The organism is Actinomycetospora callitridis, from assembly GCF_028737265.1.
Lineage (GTDB): Bacteria > Actinomycetota > Actinomycetes > Mycobacteriales > Pseudonocardiaceae > Actinomycetospora > Actinomycetospora callitridis.
In genome coordinates, this window is sequence record NZ_JAQZAK010000002.1 from 498,491 (window position 1) to 515,448 (window position 16,958).

Below are 16,958 nucleotides of genomic sequence, written 5' to 3' on the forward strand. Positions count from 1 at the left end.
TGTTGACTCACAGGACGAGGGTAAGTGGGCGGTCGCGGGGTTGTCGAGATCGCGCCTCAGTAGGAGACCCGCACCCCCAGGCCCGGGCGCTCGCCCGCGGCGAGCGCCGGGAGGACGGTCGGGAGGTCCTCGAACGCGCAGGTGTCGGTGATCAGCGCGTCGAAGCGCGGGTCGGCGAGCAGGCGCAGGGCGAGCCCGAGGCGATCGCTCAGGCTCCAGCGAGGGCGGCGCGCCGGGGCGACCTTCCCCACCTGGCTGGCACGGATCGTCAGTCGCCGCGAGTGGAAGGCCTCGCCCAGCGGCACCCGGGGCGCACGCTCGCCGTACCAGGACATCTCGATCACCTCGCCCTCGTCGCCGAGGAGCTCCAGGGAGCGCGCGAGCCCGGCCTCGGTGGCGCTGGCGTGCAGCACGAGGTCGCACTCCCCCGCCGCGGCGTCCGGGGTCGCGAACCCGACGCCCAGCGCGTCGGCCACCGCGCGCCGGGACCCGTCGACGTCGACGAGCTCGACGCGCACCCCCGGGAACGTCGCGAGCACCCCCGCCACCGACGCCCCGACCATCCCGGCGCCGATCACGGCGATGCGGTCGCCCACCCGCGGCGCGGCGTCCCAGAGGGCGTTGACCGCGGTCTCGACCGTGCCGGCGAGCACCGCACGCCCGGGCGGGACGCTGTCCGGCACCTCGACCACCATCGATGCCGGCACCACGAAGCGCTCCTGGTGGGGGTGCAGGCAGAACACGGTCCGCCCGGCGCCCGGGCCCTGCTCGACGACGCCGACCGCGAGGTAGCCGTAGATCACCGGACCCGGGAAGTCGCCGGCCTGGAAGGGCGCGCGCATGCGCTCGTACTGGCTCGTCGGCACCTCCCCGCGGAACACCAGCGTCTCGGTGCCGCGGCTCACGGCCGAGTGCAGGGTGCGGACGACGACGTCGTCGGGACCCGGGTCGGGCAGCGGGACCTCGACGATGCTCCCCCGCCCGGGTGATTCGACCCGGAACGCCCGTGTCGTGCCGGTCATCGACGACCCTCCTCACTCCGCGACGATCACAGGGACGCCATGCTGGCACGCGTGCAGAGCGAGCACGGCCCGTCCGCGATCCTGACCGTCGAGCTCCTCGGCGGCGCGCTGGCGAGCGCGGGCCTGCTCGGGGTGCTCGCCGAGGGCTTCGGGCTCGGCGCCTTCGGGGTCGTCGTCGGGGCCGCGGCGGCCGCGGCGCTCCTCGCGGTGCTCGCCGGCGCCGGCGTGCCGGCCCTGGGGCCGGCGGGACGGGTGACGCTGGCCCGCGGCGTGCTCGTCGTCGGCGTCACCGCGCTGGTCGCCGACCCGGTGTCGACGCCCGCGCTCGTGGTGCTCGCGGGCGTGGCGCTGCTGCTCGACGGGGTCGACGGCCAGGTCGCGCGGCGCCGCAACGTGGCCTCGGAGTTCGGCGCGCGTTTCGACATGGAGCTCGACGCGTTCCTGCTGCTGGTGCTGTCGTGGCACGTCGCGGGCCAGCTCGGGTCGTGGGTGCTGCTCATCGGGCTCGCCCGCTACCTGTTCGTCGCCGCGGGCGTCGTGCTCCCGTGGCTGGGCGGGGAGCTCGAGACGAAGTTCTCCGGCAAGGTCGTGGCGGCGGCGCAGGGCATCGTGCTGGTCGTCGCGGCCTCGGAGCTGCTGCCCCTCGTGGCCGCGCAGGTCCTCGTCGGGGTCGCCCTCCTCGCGCTGCTGTGGTCGTTCGGCCGCGACGTCGTCCGGCTCTGGCGCAGCGCCGACACCCACCCCGTCCGCGTCCGTCGCGGCCTCGCCGCGGTGGTGACGGCACTGGCCGCGCTGCTGGTGCTCGTCGCGCTCCTCACCCCCGGCGACATCGCGCGCCTCGTACCGCAGTCCGGCCTCCGCATCCCGTTCGAGGTCCTCGTCGCGCTCGTCGTGGCCGTCCTCCTGCCCCGGTGGGCCCGGCTCGTGGCCGCGTGGATCGCCGGCGTGGTGCTCGGCCTGATGCTGGTGCTGACGCTGTTCGACCTCGGCTTCTCCCTCACGATCGCGCGCCCGTTCGACCCGGCCCGCGACGCGGTGCTGCTCGCCAACGCCTACGACTTCGTCGCGGAGACGTCCGGTCCCGTCGTCGGCGTCGTGGTGGCGGTGCTCGTGGCGCTGCTCGGGGTCGCACTGCTGGTCGGCACGGGCGGCGCGGTGGCCCGGCTCGCGCGGATCGCCGCCGACCACCGCTCCGGCGCGCTGCGGCTGGCCGGGGTGCTCGCGGTGGCCTGGATGGTGGCCTGGACGCTCTCGGCGCAGCTCCTGCCCGGGGTGCCGGTGGCCTCGCGCGACGTCTCCATCCGCGCCGTCGACCGGGCCGTCGCGATCGAGGACGGCGTGCGCGACCAGCAGGCGTTCGAGCGCGAGGCCTCGGTCGACGCCTACCGCGACGTGCCCGGCGACCGCCTGCTCACCGCACTGCGCGGGCGCGACGTCGTGATCGTCGCGGTCGAGAGCTACGGCCTGTCCGCCCTCGACGACCCCGCGATGGCGGGCCCCGTCCGGGCCGTGGTCGCCGACGGCGAGCGACGTCTCGGCGCCGTCGGGTACGGCGCGCGCACGGGCGTGCTGACCTCACCGGTCGCCGGCGGCGGCAGCTGGCTCGCGCACGCCACGCTGCTCTCGGGGCTGTGGATCGACGGCGAGCAGCGCCACACCGACCTGACGTCGTCGAGCCGCCTCACGCTCTCGCGCGCCTTCCAGGAGGCCGGCTGGCGCACCGTCACCGTCCAGCCGGGCACCACCGGCCCCTGGCCGGAGGCGGCGTTCTTCGGCCTCGACCGCGCCTACACCCACGACGACCTCGGCTACCGGGGCCCGCGCTTCAGCTGGTCGCCGATGCCCGACCAGTACCTGTTCTCCGCGTTCGACCGCCTCGAGCGCGGCCCCGGGGCGCCCCCGACGATGGCCGAGCTCGTCCTGACCTCGAGCCACGGCCCGTGGGCGCCGCTGCCGCGCACCGTGCCGTGGGATGCGGTCGGCGACGGCAGCGTGTTCGGCCCCGAGGAGCCGCAGCACTCGTTCCAGTCGATCGTCACGACGAACTCGGACGAGGTCCGCGACGACTACCGGCGGTCGATCGAGTACACGCTCTCGACGCTCTACGACTGGGCCGAGCGCCAGGCCACGGCGCGTCCCGACCGCGCGCCCGTGCTCGTCGTCCTCGGCGACCACCAGCCCTCGCCCGTGGTCACGGGGCCGACGGCGAACCGGGACGTCCCGATCTCGATCGTCAGCCGCGACCCGGCCGTGCTCGCCGCCGTGGACGACTGGGGCTGGTCGGACGGGCTCACCCCGGACCCGGGTGCTCCCGCGTGGCGGATGGACACCTTCCGCGACCGCTTCCTCGACGCGTACGGGCCGCGTCCCTGACGCTTCTCAGGGAGGGTCGGCTCAGTGCAGGTCGCCGACCTCGAAGCGCCCCGACGCGTAGCTGATCACGGTGCCCTTCTCGACGTGCGAGAGGAGATGGGCGAGCGCGTCGCGGCACTTCCCGGCGGCGTCGAGGTCGTCGAGGTGGCCGGTGACGTCGATGTTGTCGTGGCGTTCGGTCTCGACGGCCACCATGAGCCCGCCGTTGGGGTGCGGCGTCGTCTTGACCGCGACGACCTCCGACGCGCGGTAGAGGTCGCCGTCCTCGGCACGGATCCAGCTGGGCTTCGCCATGCCCGGATCGTGCCTGCCCGCGACGAGATCGTCACGCCTCTGCTCTCACGCCTCGGCTGTCACGCCCTCTGCGGGACGCCGCCAGGCCGAGGACAGCAGGCCGCTCGGGTCGCGGGGCATCGGGCGGGGCGCGGGCTCGGGGCGCTCGGCCAGGCCCGTGAGCGCGTCGGTCAGCTCGCCGGTGTCGACGCCGAGCGCGGCGAGCATCTCCGCCGCCTGGCCCCACGGCCGTGCGAGCAGCGCCGTGAGCAGGCCCGCGGCGCTGACGACGCCGTCGCTCGCCCCGGCCGCGAGGACCTCGGCGATCGCCGGCCCCGCCACCGGCACGTCGTCGCCGCCCTCGTCCACGGGCTCGGACAGCGAGGCCGACGCGACCAGCGTCATCGCCGCCCCCACCGTCGACGCGGTCACCCCCGCCTCCGCGAGGAGCTCGCGCTCCGGGCCCTCGGCGCGTACCAGGGCGAGCAGCAGGTGCCCGGTGCCGAACGCGCCGTGGCCCCGGTCCGCGGCCTCCGCCCAGGCCAGCGCGACGATGCGCTCGGCGTCCCCGGCGACGGTCGGCATCGGCAGGTCGTCACGGCCGCCCGCGTCGTGCTCGGTGTCCGTGCTCGTCACATCCATCGGGCGGTCGAACGAGACGTCGAGACCCCGGAGGGCGTCGAGGGCCTCGGCCAGCGCGTCGTGGATGGGCGTGGAGATCCCCATGACCCGAGGTCTCTAGCGCGTCCCGGCGCCCGGCGCGAATCTCGCCGGCGTCGTCCGCGCACGTCCGGGTCCCGGCCCGCACCGCTGGTCACGACGGCGGGCCACGGCCGCGATCACCCCGTGATCCCCGTGACGGACGTGGGGGACGCCGATCACGGGCCGTGCCGTCGGCGCCTGCGCCACGCGGGACCGCCGCCCGTCCGGCGGAATCGGCGACGACACGCCGCCCCGAGGGAGATGCTTCGCTCGTCGAAGCGTCTCAGTCACCGGTCTCGACCCCCTCGTGCACGGCGTGGTCGTAGTAGCGCAGGACACCGCGCGCGCCGTGGGCGGCGAAGCCCGCGGTGGGGTCGGCCGGCTCGTCGGGGACGCCGGCCAGGAGGTCGCGCAGGTGCCGGTCGACGAGACGGTCGAACGCCTGCCAGCGGGCGACGGCGGCGGCGACGTCGGTGCCCGCGTCGGTGGCCGCGTCGGTGGCCGCGTCGGCGGGCTCGCCCCGGAACGCCCGCTCCGCCTCGGCGACGGCGTCCGCGAGTGCCGCGCGCGCCGTCTCGTCGACGCCCTCGAGGTCGTCGGCGGCCTCGAGCACCAGGCGCGCGGCCCAGAGGACGTCGTCGACGTGGTAACCGAGGAAGCGCCGGCGCCGGGACACGTCACCGAGACCCGGCCAGCGCTTGCGCGCCGCCTGGCGAGTGCGTCCGGTGACGGCGGCGAGGTCGGCCAGGCTGGCGCCGAGCCACACCGCGGCCTCCGCCCGTCCCTCGACCGCGTCGGCCGCCGCCGCCCGCACCGCGGCCTCCACCATCAGCGCCGACCGCAGCTCGGCGACCGCCCGGTGACGCGCGGCCCGCTCGCCCCCGCGGTCGTCGGGCTTGCCGCCCGGGTCGGCGACGTCCACCTGTCCGGCCGCCTCCACGACGGCCCGCTCCACTGACAACTCCAGGTTCACAGGGTCGAGGATGCCAGAGCCGTCAACCCATGGTTCACAGCACGACCATGATCACGGAAAGTACCCGTAGGCGGTAGGTCGGTACCGCGCTAGCCTGAGCGAGTGAGATCGGTGGGGCGCCATCTCACGCTGAGCAATGGTGGGGGAGACGATGGCCAGCACGATCACCGCCGAACGGCGGCCGACGGCGGAGCGCGGGCGCGCCGCGCAGACGTCCGAGCTCCTGGCCGGACTCGCGGCGCTGCCCTCCCTGTGGGAGATGACGCCGGCGGAGGCCCGCGCCGCGCAGGTGCTCGGCAAGCCCTGGGACACCGCCGAGATCGTGGAGCTCGCCATCGCGTGGGTGGGCACGGGGCTCGACGTCCCGACGCTCACCGACCTCGCCGGCCGTGACTGGGACGACCCCGTGCTGCCGACGCTCTTCGACATCGTGCTCGACGACCTCGGCGCCGGGCGCCCGGCGTCGAGCACCGCCCGGCGCCGGGTCGCCGCCTACCTCGCGCGGCGCGCCGTGGCCCACGTCCCCGCGCCCCGCCGCACGGGCTGACGCCGGCTCACCGCTCGACACCTCACCGCCCGACACCTCACCGCTGGCGCGCCTCACCCACGAAGCCGGTGCGCGGCCCCTCGTCGTGCACGCGCGTCATCACGACGGCGTCGGTGCGCAGGGTGGTCCCGTCGCCGAGGTCGAGCGTCGGGTGGGACTCGCGGGCGTCGAGGTGGGCGACGATGCGCGCACGCAGCGCGGCCGCCTCGTCGTCGTCGAGACCGGTCACGGTGTGCTCGTGACCGCTGCGCAGGGCCACGTACAGGCTGGAGCTCATGGCTCCAGCGTGATCCCCACGAGCGCTGCCCGGGGCGGTGTTCGCGCAGAGCAGGACGGGCGCCCGGAACCCGGCACCCGTCGTCCCGGGTAGTGCTCCGTTCGGGGGACTGACCCACTAGGGTGACCGCGTGCCGTGGGGTGAGCGGTCGGACACGCTCCGCGCCCGCCGGCGGTGCCGGCCCGCTCCCTGATCGTCGCGCTCCCCCGTTCGTCCCCCGCCGTCCCCCGCCGTCCCCCGCCGCCGAGGAGCTCCCCCGTGACCGGAGCGCAGGACCAACCCGACACCCCACCGACCGAGGCGGCTGCGTCTCCCGCGCGGCGACCGCCCTGGCGCCGGCCCCTGGTGTGGGTCGCGCTCGCCGCGGTGCTCGTCGCCGTGGTGGCCGCGACCGTGACCCTCGGCGTCACGTCCGCCACGGCCGACAGCTCGACCGGCATGCTGCGCGTTGCGCACCTGTCACCCGTGACGCCCGCGGTCGACATGTACGTCACCGGGCCGGACCTGCCCGAGACCCTCGTCGCCCCCGGCGTGGCCTACCGGGGGACCTCGCCGTACCTCACCGAGCCCGCCGGGACGTACACGCTCACGGCCCGCCCGGCCGGCGCGAGCCACACGACCCCGCCGGCGGTGCGGGTGTCCGTCGAAGTGCCCGCCGGCACCGCCCAGACCGCGGCGTTCGTCGACTCGGCGACGTCGGGCAGCCCGGAGCTGCAGGTGCTCGACGACCAGACCGCGCCGGCCGCGGCCGGATCGACGCAGGTCCGCGTGGTGCAGGGCGCGAACGGGGTCGGTGCGCTGGACATCGACCTCACCGGCGGCCCGCCGCTCGGGCGCGACCTCTTCTACGGCTCGACCACCCCGTACGCCACGGTGCCCGCGCGGACGTGGGAGATCGACGTCCGGTCCCGCCTGGGGTCCACGAACACGACGACGGTGCCGCTGTCCGACGGCGGGGTCACGACGCTGTTCGTGGGACGCGAGCCCGACGGCCAGCTGATCGTCGAGGCCGTGCCGGACGCCGCGACCGTCGCCGGCGTGCCCGGCCCCGGCACCGAGCCGACGTCGTCACCCGCGACGCCGCGCCCGACCCCTGACCCCGAGACCCCGCTGCCGACGCCGCCGCGCGTCCCGCCGGTGCCGCGCGGCGGCACCGGGGCCGGCCTCGGCGGCCTGGCCGCCCCGACCGGGCTCGGCACGATCAGCTCCGTCGGCGCCTGGTTCGAGAGCTGGTTCTCCGAGGAGCCCGACGTCCCGCCCGCGCCCCGGATGCCGCTGACCGCGGCGCTCGCGGCCCCCGAGGGCCTGCGTCCCACCGGGATGCAGATCCCGTCGGTGGGGCTGGCGGCGCTGAACATCGCCGACCTGCGGATCGACTACCGCGGCGCCCTGCAGGTGCCGACCGACTTCGGCCAGGTCGGCTGGTACACCGCGAGCGCGGTACCCGGCGACCCCGGACCCGCCGTGTTCGCGGGCCACGTCGACACCCGGCGCGGGCCGGCCGTCTTCGCGCAGCTCGACCGCCTGCGGCCGGGCGACATGATCGAGGTGCCGCGCTCGGACGGCGAGACCGCGCGGTTCTCGGTCGACAGCGTCGAGTACTACCCGAAGGACACGCTGCCGTCGGACCGGATCTACGGTCCGTCGACGACACCCCAGCTGCGGCTGCTCACGTGTGGCGGCCCGTTCGACGAGGACACCCTGTCCTACCGGGACAACGTCGTCGTCTTCGCCTCGGTGCGCTGAGGCGGGAGGAGGAGGAGCCGTGGATGCCATCGACGTGCTGGTCGACGCCTTCGGGCGCGCCCGCAGCGACGCCACCCGGGCGGTCGACGGGCTCACCGCCGACGACCTGGTGTGGCGGCCCGACGACGAGGCCAACCCGATCGCCTGGCTGGTGTGGCACCTGACCCGAGTGCAGGACGACCACGTCGCCGAGCTGGCCGGCACCGAGCAGGTGTACACGGCCGACGGCTGGGCGCGTCGCTTCGACCTACCGCTCGACGACGCCTCGATCGGCTACGGGCACACCAGCGAGCAGGTCGCGTCCGTCCGCGTCGACGACCCCGCCCTGCTCACCGGGTACCTCGACGCCGTGCACGAGCGCACCGTCGCCTACCTGCGGACCCTGCGCGACGAGGACCTCGACGAGGTCATCGACGACCGCTGGGACCCGCCCGTCACCCGCGGGGTGCGGCTGGTGAGCGTCGTCGACGACGACATCCAGCACGCCGGCCAGGCCGCCTACCTCGCGGGACTCGCGCCACGACGTCGTTGAGATCCTCACCACTTCCCCACCGTCGGGAGGACTAGTCTGAGCGCCCGGTGATCGCCGTGCGGGGGTGTGGGGGGCAGATGCGTTCCGAGTGCGACCGGTGGGCGCGGGGGCTCGCCGCCCTGACGGTGGCGGCGGCCCTGCTGGTGGTGGCGGGGTGCGACGGCACGCCCCGCGCGTCGGCCGCGCCGTCGAACAGCCTCGGCGTGGGCTTCACCCACACCCAGTTCAGCGCCGTCGACGGTGATCCGCGGGCCACGCAGCAGGTCGCCGCCGTCCTCGCGGCGCAGCCGATGCCCCAGGCGCAGCACATCATGGGGTTCGGTGCGGGCAACCCCGAGCCGTCGCCCGGTCAGTACGACTTCGCGAGCCTCGACGCCCGCATGGACTTCATCCGGCGTAGCGGCGGCACCCCGGTGATCACCCTGTGCTGCGCGCCGGACTGGATGAAGGGCGGCGCCGAGGGCAGCACCGACTGGAGCCGGCTCGAGGTGGCGCCCGAGCCCGAGCACTACCAGGACTTCGCCGACCTGGCCGCCGAGATCTCCCGCCGCTATCCCGACGTCCGCCACTACCAGGTGTGGAACGAGTTCAAGGGCTTCTTCAACGAGCGCACCAAGACCTGGGACGGCGAGGCGTACACCGAGCTCTACAACCGCGTGTACGACGCGCTGAAGGAGGTCGACCCCGGCAACCAGGTCGGCGGCCCGTACATCGAGATGACCGCGCCTCCGCCGGGCGTCGACACCGGACCCTCCGAGCTCACCGGACCGTGGGGGCTGGTCGACCAGCGCATCCTCGACGCCTTCGACACGTGGAACGAGCGCAAGAACGGCGCTGACTTCGTCGTCGTCGACGGGCACACCACCACCGAGGAGGGCGCCCCCGACGACGTCACGGCGCTGACGAAGATCGCCGCCGTCAACGGGTGGATCCAGGGGCGGACGTCACTGCCGCTGTGGTGGGCCGAGTGGTACGTCGAGCCGGACGCCGCGCGCTGGGCGCCGGAGAAGCGGCTGGCCCAGCGCACGGCCGGGCTCGTCGAGTTCGCCCGCACCGGGGTCGACACGTCGTTCTACTGGAACGCCGCGCGCAACGCCTCGTCGCCGACGGGACTCTGGACCGCGGACGGCCGGCCCGAGCCGTTCCTGGCGACGCTGCAGGAGTTCGCCCGCCAGTTCCCCCCGGGCGCCCCGGTCGGCGACCCCGGCGTCGCGGCCCCCGTCTTCGGCGCCCGCGGCCCCCGGGCCACGGTGCTGGTCAACACCAACGACGCCCCCACGACGGCCACGCTCGACGGCGCCGACGTCGGGCTCGCGCCCTACGAGGTCCGGTGGATCCCGTCGGGCGCGTGACGGTCGAGGCCAGATCACGTGATCAGGTCAGCGCGAACAGCCGCTCGACCACGACGGCGAGGAAGGCCAGCAGCAGCGGCCCCCACACGAACACGGTGGTCCGCAGGGCGGCCCGGCCGGGCCGGCGCAGCGCCCGGATCTGCAGCGCGAGCAGCACGATGACCATACCGATGAGCACCGTCACGCCGACCGGGGTCCACTCCGTCGGTCCGATGCGCACGCCGAGCAGCTCCGGGACCCGCCCGGTGATCGGGTCGAACGCCTGGGGGTTGCGCGGGACCCAGACCTGGGCGTCGCCGGTGTCGACGACCTTCTCGAGCCGCGGGTCGGCGGCCATCGCCGCGCGGAACTCGCTGCCCCAGCCCCTCGGGTAGCCGGCGCTGACCTCGAGGTACTGCTCCTCGGACCTCGACGTGACGAAGTAGGTGCTGCCACCCCAGTACTCGAGCTGCTCGACCACGACCGAGGGGTTGTCGCGCGCGTTCGGGGACGCCAGCGTCGCGCGCACGCCGACACCGATCGCCTCGGTGTAGCCGATGGGCATCATCGGTGTCGCGCCGGAGTCCAGGGAGTCGGTGAGGAAGAGGACCTGCGCGTTGCCGGGCCGGTCGTAGATCCACTGCACGGCGGCCAGCTCCCCCGGCGACACCCGCTCGAAGGCCTCGTTGCCGTAGGCCGCGACCCCGTAGGCCGCACCAAGAACGAGCACGACCAGGCCCGCGGCCACGTAGCGCCACACCGAGCCGAACGCCGCCCGGAACCCGGTGCCGCGCGAGGTCTCGGGGAAGAACGCCAGCGCGATCAGCACGCACGCACCGGGTAGCGCGAACATGTACACGCGCATGCCGATCTCGCCGCCGTAGTTCTGGATCAGCACGGCGAGGAACGGGACCGCGAGCAGGAGCGCGACGACGCGGTCGTCCACCCCGCCGCGGCGCCGCCGCACCAGGCCCACGACGGACCCGACCGCCAGCACGCCGAACAGGGCGATCCGGACGAGGACCACGACCGCGTGCGCCGGGTCCCCGGTGCTGCGGGCCGCGATGCTGGTGGCGACGTTGCCGGAGACGTCGCCGACGCCGCCGACGAGGTCGGTGAGGTGACCGCTCCAGAAGGCTGCGGTCATCAGGCTGACCCAGGCCACCAGCAGCACGCCGAGCAGCACCGGCAGCCCGCGCAGCGTGGAGCGCCGCCAGAGCGCCAGCGCCCCGGCCGCGATGACCATGACGAACGGGGTGAGCTGGTGGCTCACGGTGGCCGCCGCGAAGATCACGAGGAGCAGCCCGAGCAGCGCGATGCGCGTGGCCGCCGACGACGGGTGCGCGGCGTGCTCGCCCGGGACCGTCGGCGTCCCGATCACGCGGCCGACGATCCGGCGACCCCGGCTCCCGGCGCGACGCAGCCACGACGGGGTGCGGTGCAGGACCCCGGCGACCCACGCCGGGCGGCCGGAGACGACCTCGCGGCCGACGGGCCGGAACCAGGTCAGCACGATCCCGACGAAGATCATGTAGAGCAGGAACGTGTAGCCCTGCGGAGAGAAGTAGTCCTGCCCGATCCACTGGAGGAGCGTGAACAACAGGGCCGCGAACCACTTGCCCCGCCAGCTGATCCGGAGCGTGCGCAGGATGAGCCACAGCGCGAGCAGGTAGAGGACGTTCGAGATCAGGGGCGTCACACGGAGCAGCGGCAGCAGGTCGGTCGGCGGGGTTCCGCCGGACACGAACGACACGAGCGCGAAGAAGCCGGGCCAGCTGAAGCGGGCGTCGAGGTCCGGGACGACGGTGCCGAAGCGCGAGATGTAGTCGACGAACCCCAGGTGCACGTACGAGGTGGGGAACCGTGGCAGCGGCTCGATCAGCGCCGTGATGCCGTGCAGGACGCAGCACACGGCGAGGATCTGCGCGGTCAGCAGGGCCCGGTGCTCGCGGGCCAGTGCGAGGGTGGCGACGACGCTGAGCAGCAGGACCGCCACCCCGATGATCGTCGTCACCGGCAGCACCGCCACGAGGCCCCAGCCCGTGAGGGCGTCGAGGTTCACGCGGCGCAGCGGGACGACGATCAGCACCAACGACAGCAGGCTGGCCTCGCCGAGCAGCACGGCGGGCGCGAACGGGACGAGGGCCCGGACGCGGCGACCCCACCACGAGCGTTGCGGCGGCGTGGGGGACCTCGCGGGCGTCGCGGGTCCGGGCTCGGCGGACTCGGGCTCGGCGGACTCGGGCTCGGCGGACTCGGGCTCGGCGGACTCGGGCTCGGCGGACTCGGGCTCGGCGGACTCGGGCTCGGCGGACTCGGGCTCGGCGGACTCGGGCTCGGCGGACTCGGGCTCGGCGGACTCGGGCTCGGCGGACTCGGGCTCGGCGGACTCGGGCTCGGCGGACTCGGGCTCGGCGGACTCGGGCTCGGCGGACTCGGGCTCGGCGGACTCGGGCTCGGCGGCGTCGGGTACCGGAGCCTTCACCTTCTCCCGGACGACCACCTCCATCGGGACCAGCCGGCGGGGCCGGGTCGGGGCGGCGGGGCCGTCGAGATCGGCCGGGGCTGCACCGCGCTCCGCCTGCACACGTCGCGGAACCGTGATCACGCGCAGCAGGCTGGGGAGGACCATGAGGGCCACGGCCACCTGGCTGACGAGCACGAGTACGCCCACCCCGGTCACGGGGTCGATGGGCATGCCCAACGTCGCGCCGCCCAGGAAGAGACCGGCCACCACGGTGCCGACGACGACGGTTCCCGAGAGGACCTGCCAGCGCACGATCGCGCGGGCCCGTCCCTGCGCCCGCAGCACGCCGAGCCAGACCTCCATGACCGCCCGACCGAGGGCGGCCAGGGCCAGCAGCTGCAACAGGGGCGCGGCGGCGGCGTAGTCGGACCCGAGGAAGGCCAGCACGGGACGGGCGATGACGAGCAGCACCAGCGCCGCTGCCCCGAGCAGCGCGACCGAGCGCACCAGAGCGGAGCGGGCGTAGCGGGCCAGGCGCTCCGCGTCGAAGACACCCTCGACGGTGAGCGTCTGGGCGAGGTTGTTCGGGATCAGGTTGAGGACCGCGGCCATCATCCAGGCGATGTAGAAGACGGCGAAGGTCGACGGCGGCAGCGCGGCGGCGACCACGACCGGCACGAGGTAGATCGCGCCGAACCCGAACAGCGCCCCGATGAAGTCCCCGGCGAGGAAGCCGCGGAACTCGGTGCCGGTGGTGACCTCCTCGGTGGTCTCGCGCGCGTGGCGGGGCACCCGCCGAGCGAAGACGAGGACGTTCACCGGGATGCAGAGCAGGATCATCGGGATGATCCAGGCGACGTAGACCCCGGTGGCGGGGCTCGTGCTCGCCAGGAGGATCAGCAGGCCCGCCTTCAGCGCGCCGAACACGGTGTTCTCGAGCGCGACCCACCCCGCGCCGCGCATGCCGACGAGCACGCCGTCCTGCACGGTGAAGATGTTCGCGGCCACCGCGACGCCGACGAACCCGAGCGCCGCCACGGGGCTCGCCAGGAGCCCGAACGACGGTCCCCACCAGCTCAGGGTGAGGACGAAACCGCCGGCCAGTACGGCGACCACGAGCGAACTGAGCCCGTAGCTGAGCAGCACGAGACGCGCGGTGCGCCGGCCGCTGCGGGGCAGGAACCGGCTGAGGGTGCCGGTGATGTTGATCCCCACGATCGCGGACAGCAGGGTCATCGCCGAGATCAGCGCCGAGCCGCGACCGACATCCTCGGGCGTGTAGAAGCGGGCCGCCAGGAACCAGTAGACGAGCCCGAGCAGCCCGGTCATGCCGGTGTTGACGATCAGCGCGGAGGAGTTCCGGGAGAACGGGTCCGCGAGGTGGTCGCGCAGCCGGGTCCGCGGTGACACCGGACCCGCACGCTCGGTGGTGGGGTGCGTCGGGCGCGCCGAGACCGCCGTCACGGGAGACGCCGCAGCGATGAGACCGACGACAGCGCCGACCGCCCGCGGCGCACGACCAGGTACCCGGCGGTGAGGGTGCGCTGCTTCCAGTAGATGCGTGTGTGCTCCTCCCCGCGGACCACGCGCCCGAAGGTGTCCAGGTCGGTGCCCCGCGCGACGGTCAGGCGCGGCAGCGCGTAGCCGTCGGAGCCCGGCGCTGCCGCGAGGTTGCCGACGGCCGCCGCGAGCCGGTACCCGGCGTCGGCCACCGCGCGGCGTACCCGCGCGCTCGAGTACCCGTAGGGGTAGGCCAGGTGCGGCACGTCGTGCGCGAGCCGCTCCTCGAGGAGACGCCGGCTGCGGGAGAGTTCGTCGCGCAGCGCGGCGTCCGGCAGCTGGTCGAGCTGGGCGTGGCTGTGGCTGTGCGCGCCGACCTCGACGCCGGCCGCGTCGCACTCCTCGACCTGCGACCACGAGAGCATCCGGTCCAGCGGCCGTCCGGCTGCCTCGGCGCCGGCGTCGTCGAGCCAGCCGGTGGTGACGAAGACCGTCGCCCGCGCCCCGGCCCGCGCGAGCCGCGGGAGGGCCTCGCGGTGGAAGTCGGCGTACCCGTCGTCGAAGGTCAGAACGATCGGGCGCTCGGGAGCCGTCGTCTCCCCGCGCCGGATCGCGGCCAGCTCGCCGAACGTGAGCGTGGTGAAGCCCTCGGCGACCAGCAGGTCGAGCTGGGCGTCGAACCGGTCGGGATGCACCGACAGGCCGTGGGCCGCGTCGGCCGGATCGGCGGCGACCGCGTGGTACATGAGGACGGGCACGGTCATCAGGCGCTCCGCTGCCACGAGCCGACCGCGTAGCCCGCGGTGGTGGTGAGCAGTCCGGCGGTGATCGCCCCGGCCCGCCGCAGCCCGGCGCGGTCCCCCCGCCACGCCTGGATCACGCCGCGGACCACGCCGCGGCGCAGCGTCACCGCCGCGTAGCTGCGCTCCGCGGCGAGACCGGCCGCGGCGCCGACACTGCGCGCGACCATCGCCTTCGACAGCCCCTCGGCGTAGCAGCGCGCGCGGAAGTACCGGAAGCCCTCGCGCACCGGCGGGACCCGGTGCCAGATCACCGCCTGCGGGTCGTACACGAAGCGTGCGCCGGGCCGGTGCGACGCGATGCGGATGCAGAACTCGGTCTCCTCGCAGCCCAGGGGGCGAGACCGGGCGGAGGTGCGTCCGATGTGGGTCGGGAACCCGCCGGCGATCCCGAAGGCCTCCCGGCGGAACGAGGCGTTGCCGCCCAGGAGGTTGCGTACGGCGCCGACCTCGCGGCCGACGAACGAGCAGCCCACGACCCAGTCGAACTCCTCGGGGAACCAGTCGGGGCGCGCCGTGGCCCACCGCGGCAGGGTCAGCCCGCCGACGCCGAGCACGTCGGGGTCGTCGTAGCCCTCGGCGAACGTCCGCACCCAGTCCGCCCCGGCGACGGCGTCGTCGTCGAGGAACGCGACGACCTCTCCGGTGGACGCCGCGACGCCGGTGTTCTTGCCGCCGGACAGGCCGCGGGTCTGGCTGTTCTCGACCACGAGGACGTCCGGGAGCGCGCCCGTCAGGCGGTCGCGCAGCGCGGGGTTGTGGTCCACGACGACGATCACCTCGTGCGGGGCGACGGTCTGGTGCTCGGCCACCGACGACACCGCGGCGAGCACGTCGTCCCACCGCTCGTCGGTGTACGCGCAGATGACCACCGAGACGGACCGGTTCATGCCGACACCCCGTTCACCTGGCCGGGACGGCGCCAGCGACCGCGGGCGCGCAGCACCCGGTCGGCGACGCCGTACAGCTGCGGACTCCGGTCGACGGCGCGACGCACCGAGCGGACCGGTGCGGTGCGCGCCCACGCCAGCGCCGCGGTGGGAACCGGGCGCGCAACCCGTCCCTCGGCGACCGTGGTGTCGCCGGACTTGAGCTCGTCCTTGTAGGTCTTGGCGCCGCGGCCCATGTCGATCAGCTCCACCCCGTCGGCGGCCGCGGCCCGGGCCATCGCGAGGTGCAGCAGGAGGCCGGGCGAGTACCTCGCCATGCGCGCGGAATAGGCCGGGAACCACGTCGGGACGACGCCGTGGTCGCGCAGACCGAAGTGGCCCGCGACCAGCTCGTCGCCGGCGTAGAGCAGCGAGAGACAGCCGCGGAACGGGCCGGTGCGCTCGCCGAGCAGCTCGTGCACGAGACCCCGGATCCAGGGCCGGGCGAAGCGGTCCGAGCGCCCCGTCCGCTGGTACTGCGCGGACTTCCAGCCCAGCACCGTGTCGAGGGCGGCGACCGCCGTGTCGTCGCCCGCCTCGAGCACGAACCGGAGCGGACCGTGGTCGCGCTCCAGCCGGCGCGCCCGTCGTGGCAGGTCGCGCACCCGCGACGAGCGCGCGCGGGCCGCCCGGTGATAGGCCTCGAAGCCATCGGTCAGGTCGATCACCGGGGACGCGGCCTGTGAGGTCCGGTAGTCGTCGAAAGGCCGCTGGTCCGCGACGAGGTGGTCGAACTCCCAGACCGAGAGACCGCAGGACCGCACCAGCTCACGGGCGTCCCAGTCGACGTCGGGCGCGTGCACCAGGCCCTGCGCGTCGCTCAGACCGGGCGCGACGGGCAGCCCGCGGCCCAGCGTGGCGCGCTCGAAGGGGAAGAAGCCGACGATCTCCCCGCCGTCGGTGAGCACCCCGACCCGTGTCCGGGGCCGGAACTCCCCGACGACGCGCGTGAACTCCGGGGACAGGAACGGGGTGCGCAGCGGCGGCGTCTTCGTCTGGAGCACGCGCCAGCGGTCGACCTCGTCGGCCGTGAGCTCGTCGGGACCGACGACGTCGACCCTCACGGCTGCGCCTCGATGGCCGTCGCGGCCGTGCGATCCGCGGGGGCGCGGTCGGCCCGCGACGTCGCGAGCTCGATGCCGACCCACACCGCGACGCTGATCCCCGTCACGACCAGGACGCCCACGGGCACGTTCCAGACGGACAACGACAGCATCAGCTGGGCGACCACCGTGTTCAGGGCGAGCACCCAGCCCACGGCGAGGACCACGCGGGCCGCCGGCTCGAGGCGGTGGGCCGGCACGACGACGGCGAGGACCGGCACCACCAGGAGGACGATCGGGATCACTACCGGGTTGCGGCCCGCGAGGACGACGGTCGCCCACCAGCCGACCGCCAGGGCGAGCACCGCGCCGGAGAGGCTCAGGGCGAGACGCACCCGGTGCACCGGCCGCACGGGGGGCTGCGGGGCGGCGCCGGAGGTCAC

The 16,958-nt window shown here is 74.8% G+C and carries 15 protein-coding genes; 5 read left to right on the forward strand and 10 right to left on the reverse strand.

Going from position 1 to position 16,958, the window contains the following annotated elements; translation table 11 throughout:
* Positions 1 to 56 precede the first annotated feature (56 nt).
* Complete coding sequence (locus PH191_RS08300; protein ID WP_274194145.1) at positions 57 to 1,022, reverse strand: zinc-dependent alcohol dehydrogenase; 966 nt, start codon at positions 1,020 to 1,022, stop codon at positions 57 to 59.
* 51 nt (positions 1,023 to 1,073) lie between these two features.
* On the opposite strand from PH191_RS08300, the gene PH191_RS08305 reads away from it, so the two are divergent.
* Positions 1,074 to 3,395, forward strand: coding sequence for a CDP-alcohol phosphatidyltransferase family protein (locus PH191_RS08305; protein ID WP_274194146.1), 2,322 nt, complete (start codon positions 1,074 to 1,076; stop codon positions 3,393 to 3,395).
* Positions 3,396 to 3,416: 21 nt separating this feature from the next.
* Here the strand turns inward: PH191_RS08305 and PH191_RS08310 are convergent, their stop codons facing one another.
* The 3 genes from PH191_RS08310 to PH191_RS08320 form a co-directional block, all read right to left on the reverse strand.
* Positions 3,417 to 3,689 (reverse strand): hypothetical protein, encoded by a 273-nt coding sequence (locus PH191_RS08310; RefSeq protein ID WP_274194147.1) that lies wholly within the window; start codon positions 3,687 to 3,689, stop codon positions 3,417 to 3,419.
* Between the two features lie 45 nt (positions 3,690 to 3,734).
* The gene (locus PH191_RS08315; RefSeq protein ID WP_274194148.1) at positions 3,735 to 4,394 is read right to left on the reverse strand and encodes a Clp protease N-terminal domain-containing protein; all 660 of its coding nucleotides are present in this window, start codon (positions 4,392 to 4,394) and stop codon (positions 3,735 to 3,737) included.
* A 259-nt stretch (positions 4,395 to 4,653) separates the two neighbouring features.
* Complete coding sequence (locus PH191_RS08320; protein ID WP_274194149.1) at positions 4,654 to 5,343, reverse strand: hypothetical protein; 690 nt, start codon at positions 5,341 to 5,343, stop codon at positions 4,654 to 4,656.
* 151 nt (positions 5,344 to 5,494) lie between these two features.
* On the opposite strand from PH191_RS08320, the gene PH191_RS08325 reads away from it, so the two are divergent.
* Positions 5,495 to 5,890 (forward strand): hypothetical protein, encoded by a 396-nt coding sequence (locus tag PH191_RS08325; RefSeq protein ID WP_274194150.1) that lies wholly within the window; start codon positions 5,495 to 5,497, stop codon positions 5,888 to 5,890.
* A gap of 37 nt (positions 5,891 to 5,927) precedes the next feature.
* On the opposite strand, the gene PH191_RS08330 is transcribed toward PH191_RS08325, so the two are convergent.
* A complete protein-coding gene (locus PH191_RS08330; RefSeq protein ID WP_274194151.1) occupies positions 5,928 to 6,167 on the reverse strand; it encodes a hypothetical protein in 240 nt (79 codons plus the stop codon).
* 258 nt (positions 6,168 to 6,425) lie between these two features.
* Here PH191_RS08330 and PH191_RS08335 point away from each other — a divergent pair, with 258 nt between their 5' ends.
* The 3 genes from PH191_RS08335 (at position 6,426) to PH191_RS08345 (ending at position 9,797) form a co-directional block, all read left to right on the forward strand.
* Positions 6,426 to 7,913, forward strand: a complete 1,488-nt coding sequence (locus PH191_RS08335) for a class F sortase (RefSeq protein WP_274194152.1) — start codon at positions 6,426 to 6,428, stop codon at positions 7,911 to 7,913.
* Between the two features lie 19 nt (positions 7,914 to 7,932).
* Entirely contained in the window at positions 7,933 to 8,445 is a 513-nt protein-coding gene (locus PH191_RS08340; RefSeq protein WP_274194153.1) for a mycothiol transferase, read from the forward strand.
* Positions 8,446 to 8,522: 77 nt separating this feature from the next.
* Complete coding sequence (locus tag PH191_RS08345) at positions 8,523 to 9,797, forward strand: GH39 family glycosyl hydrolase (protein WP_274194154.1); 1,275 nt, start codon at positions 8,523 to 8,525, stop codon at positions 9,795 to 9,797.
* A 22-nt stretch (positions 9,798 to 9,819) separates the two neighbouring features.
* Here the strand turns inward: PH191_RS08345 and PH191_RS08350 are convergent, their stop codons facing one another.
* Genes PH191_RS08350 through PH191_RS08370 form a run of 5 tightly spaced genes read right to left on the reverse strand, consistent with a single transcriptional unit; the run spans position 9,820 to position 16,958 of the window.
* Positions 9,820 to 13,653 carry a hypothetical protein gene (locus tag PH191_RS08350; protein ID WP_274194155.1) on the reverse strand — a complete coding sequence of 1,278 codons (3,834 nt, stop codon included), beginning with the start codon at positions 13,651 to 13,653 and terminating at the stop codon, positions 9,820 to 9,822.
* A gap of 50 nt (positions 13,654 to 13,703) precedes the next feature.
* Positions 13,704 to 14,507: a polysaccharide deacetylase family protein gene (locus PH191_RS08355; RefSeq protein ID WP_274194156.1), complete on the reverse strand. Its 804-nt coding sequence runs from the start codon at positions 14,505 to 14,507 to the stop codon at positions 13,704 to 13,706.
* Complete coding sequence (locus PH191_RS08360) at positions 14,507 to 15,433, reverse strand: glycosyltransferase family 2 protein (RefSeq protein WP_274194157.1); 927 nt, start codon at positions 15,431 to 15,433, stop codon at positions 14,507 to 14,509. The genes PH191_RS08355 and PH191_RS08360 overlap by 1 nt, the downstream gene beginning before the upstream one ends.
* Positions 15,430 to 16,536: a GNAT family N-acetyltransferase gene (locus PH191_RS08365; RefSeq protein ID WP_274194158.1), complete on the reverse strand. Its 1,107-nt coding sequence runs from the start codon at positions 16,534 to 16,536 to the stop codon at positions 15,430 to 15,432. The genes PH191_RS08360 and PH191_RS08365 overlap by 4 nt, the downstream gene beginning before the upstream one ends.
* The gene (locus PH191_RS08370) at positions 16,533 to 16,958 is read right to left on the reverse strand and encodes a hypothetical protein (RefSeq protein ID WP_274194159.1); all 426 of its coding nucleotides are present in this window, start codon (positions 16,956 to 16,958) and stop codon (positions 16,533 to 16,535) included. Before PH191_RS08370 ends, PH191_RS08365 begins: the two co-directional genes overlap by 4 nt.

Coding starts and splice junctions, on each gene's coding strand:
- PH191_RS08310 (WP_274194147.1), bottom strand. CDS start 3,689: ATGGCGAAGCCCAGCTGGATCCGTGCCGAGGACGGCGACCTCTACCGC.
- PH191_RS08325 (WP_274194150.1), top strand. CDS start 5,495: ATGGCCAGCACGATCACCGCCGAACGGCGGCCGACGGCGGAGCGCGGG.
- PH191_RS08330 (WP_274194151.1), bottom strand. CDS start 6,167: ATGAGCTCCAGCCTGTACGTGGCCCTGCGCAGCGGTCACGAGCACACC.
- PH191_RS08345 (WP_274194154.1), top strand. CDS start 8,523: ATGCGTTCCGAGTGCGACCGGTGGGCGCGGGGGCTCGCCGCCCTGACG.
- PH191_RS08355 (WP_274194156.1), bottom strand. CDS start 14,507: ATGACCGTGCCCGTCCTCATGTACCACGCGGTCGCCGCCGATCCGGCC.
- PH191_RS08360 (WP_274194157.1), bottom strand. CDS start 15,433: ATGAACCGGTCCGTCTCGGTGGTCATCTGCGCGTACACCGACGAGCGG.
- PH191_RS08315 (WP_274194148.1), bottom strand. CDS start 4,394: ATGGGGATCTCCACGCCCATCCACGACGCGCTGGCCGAGGCCCTCGAC.
- PH191_RS08300 (WP_274194145.1), bottom strand. CDS start 1,022: ATGACCGGCACGACACGGGCGTTCCGGGTCGAATCACCCGGGCGGGGG.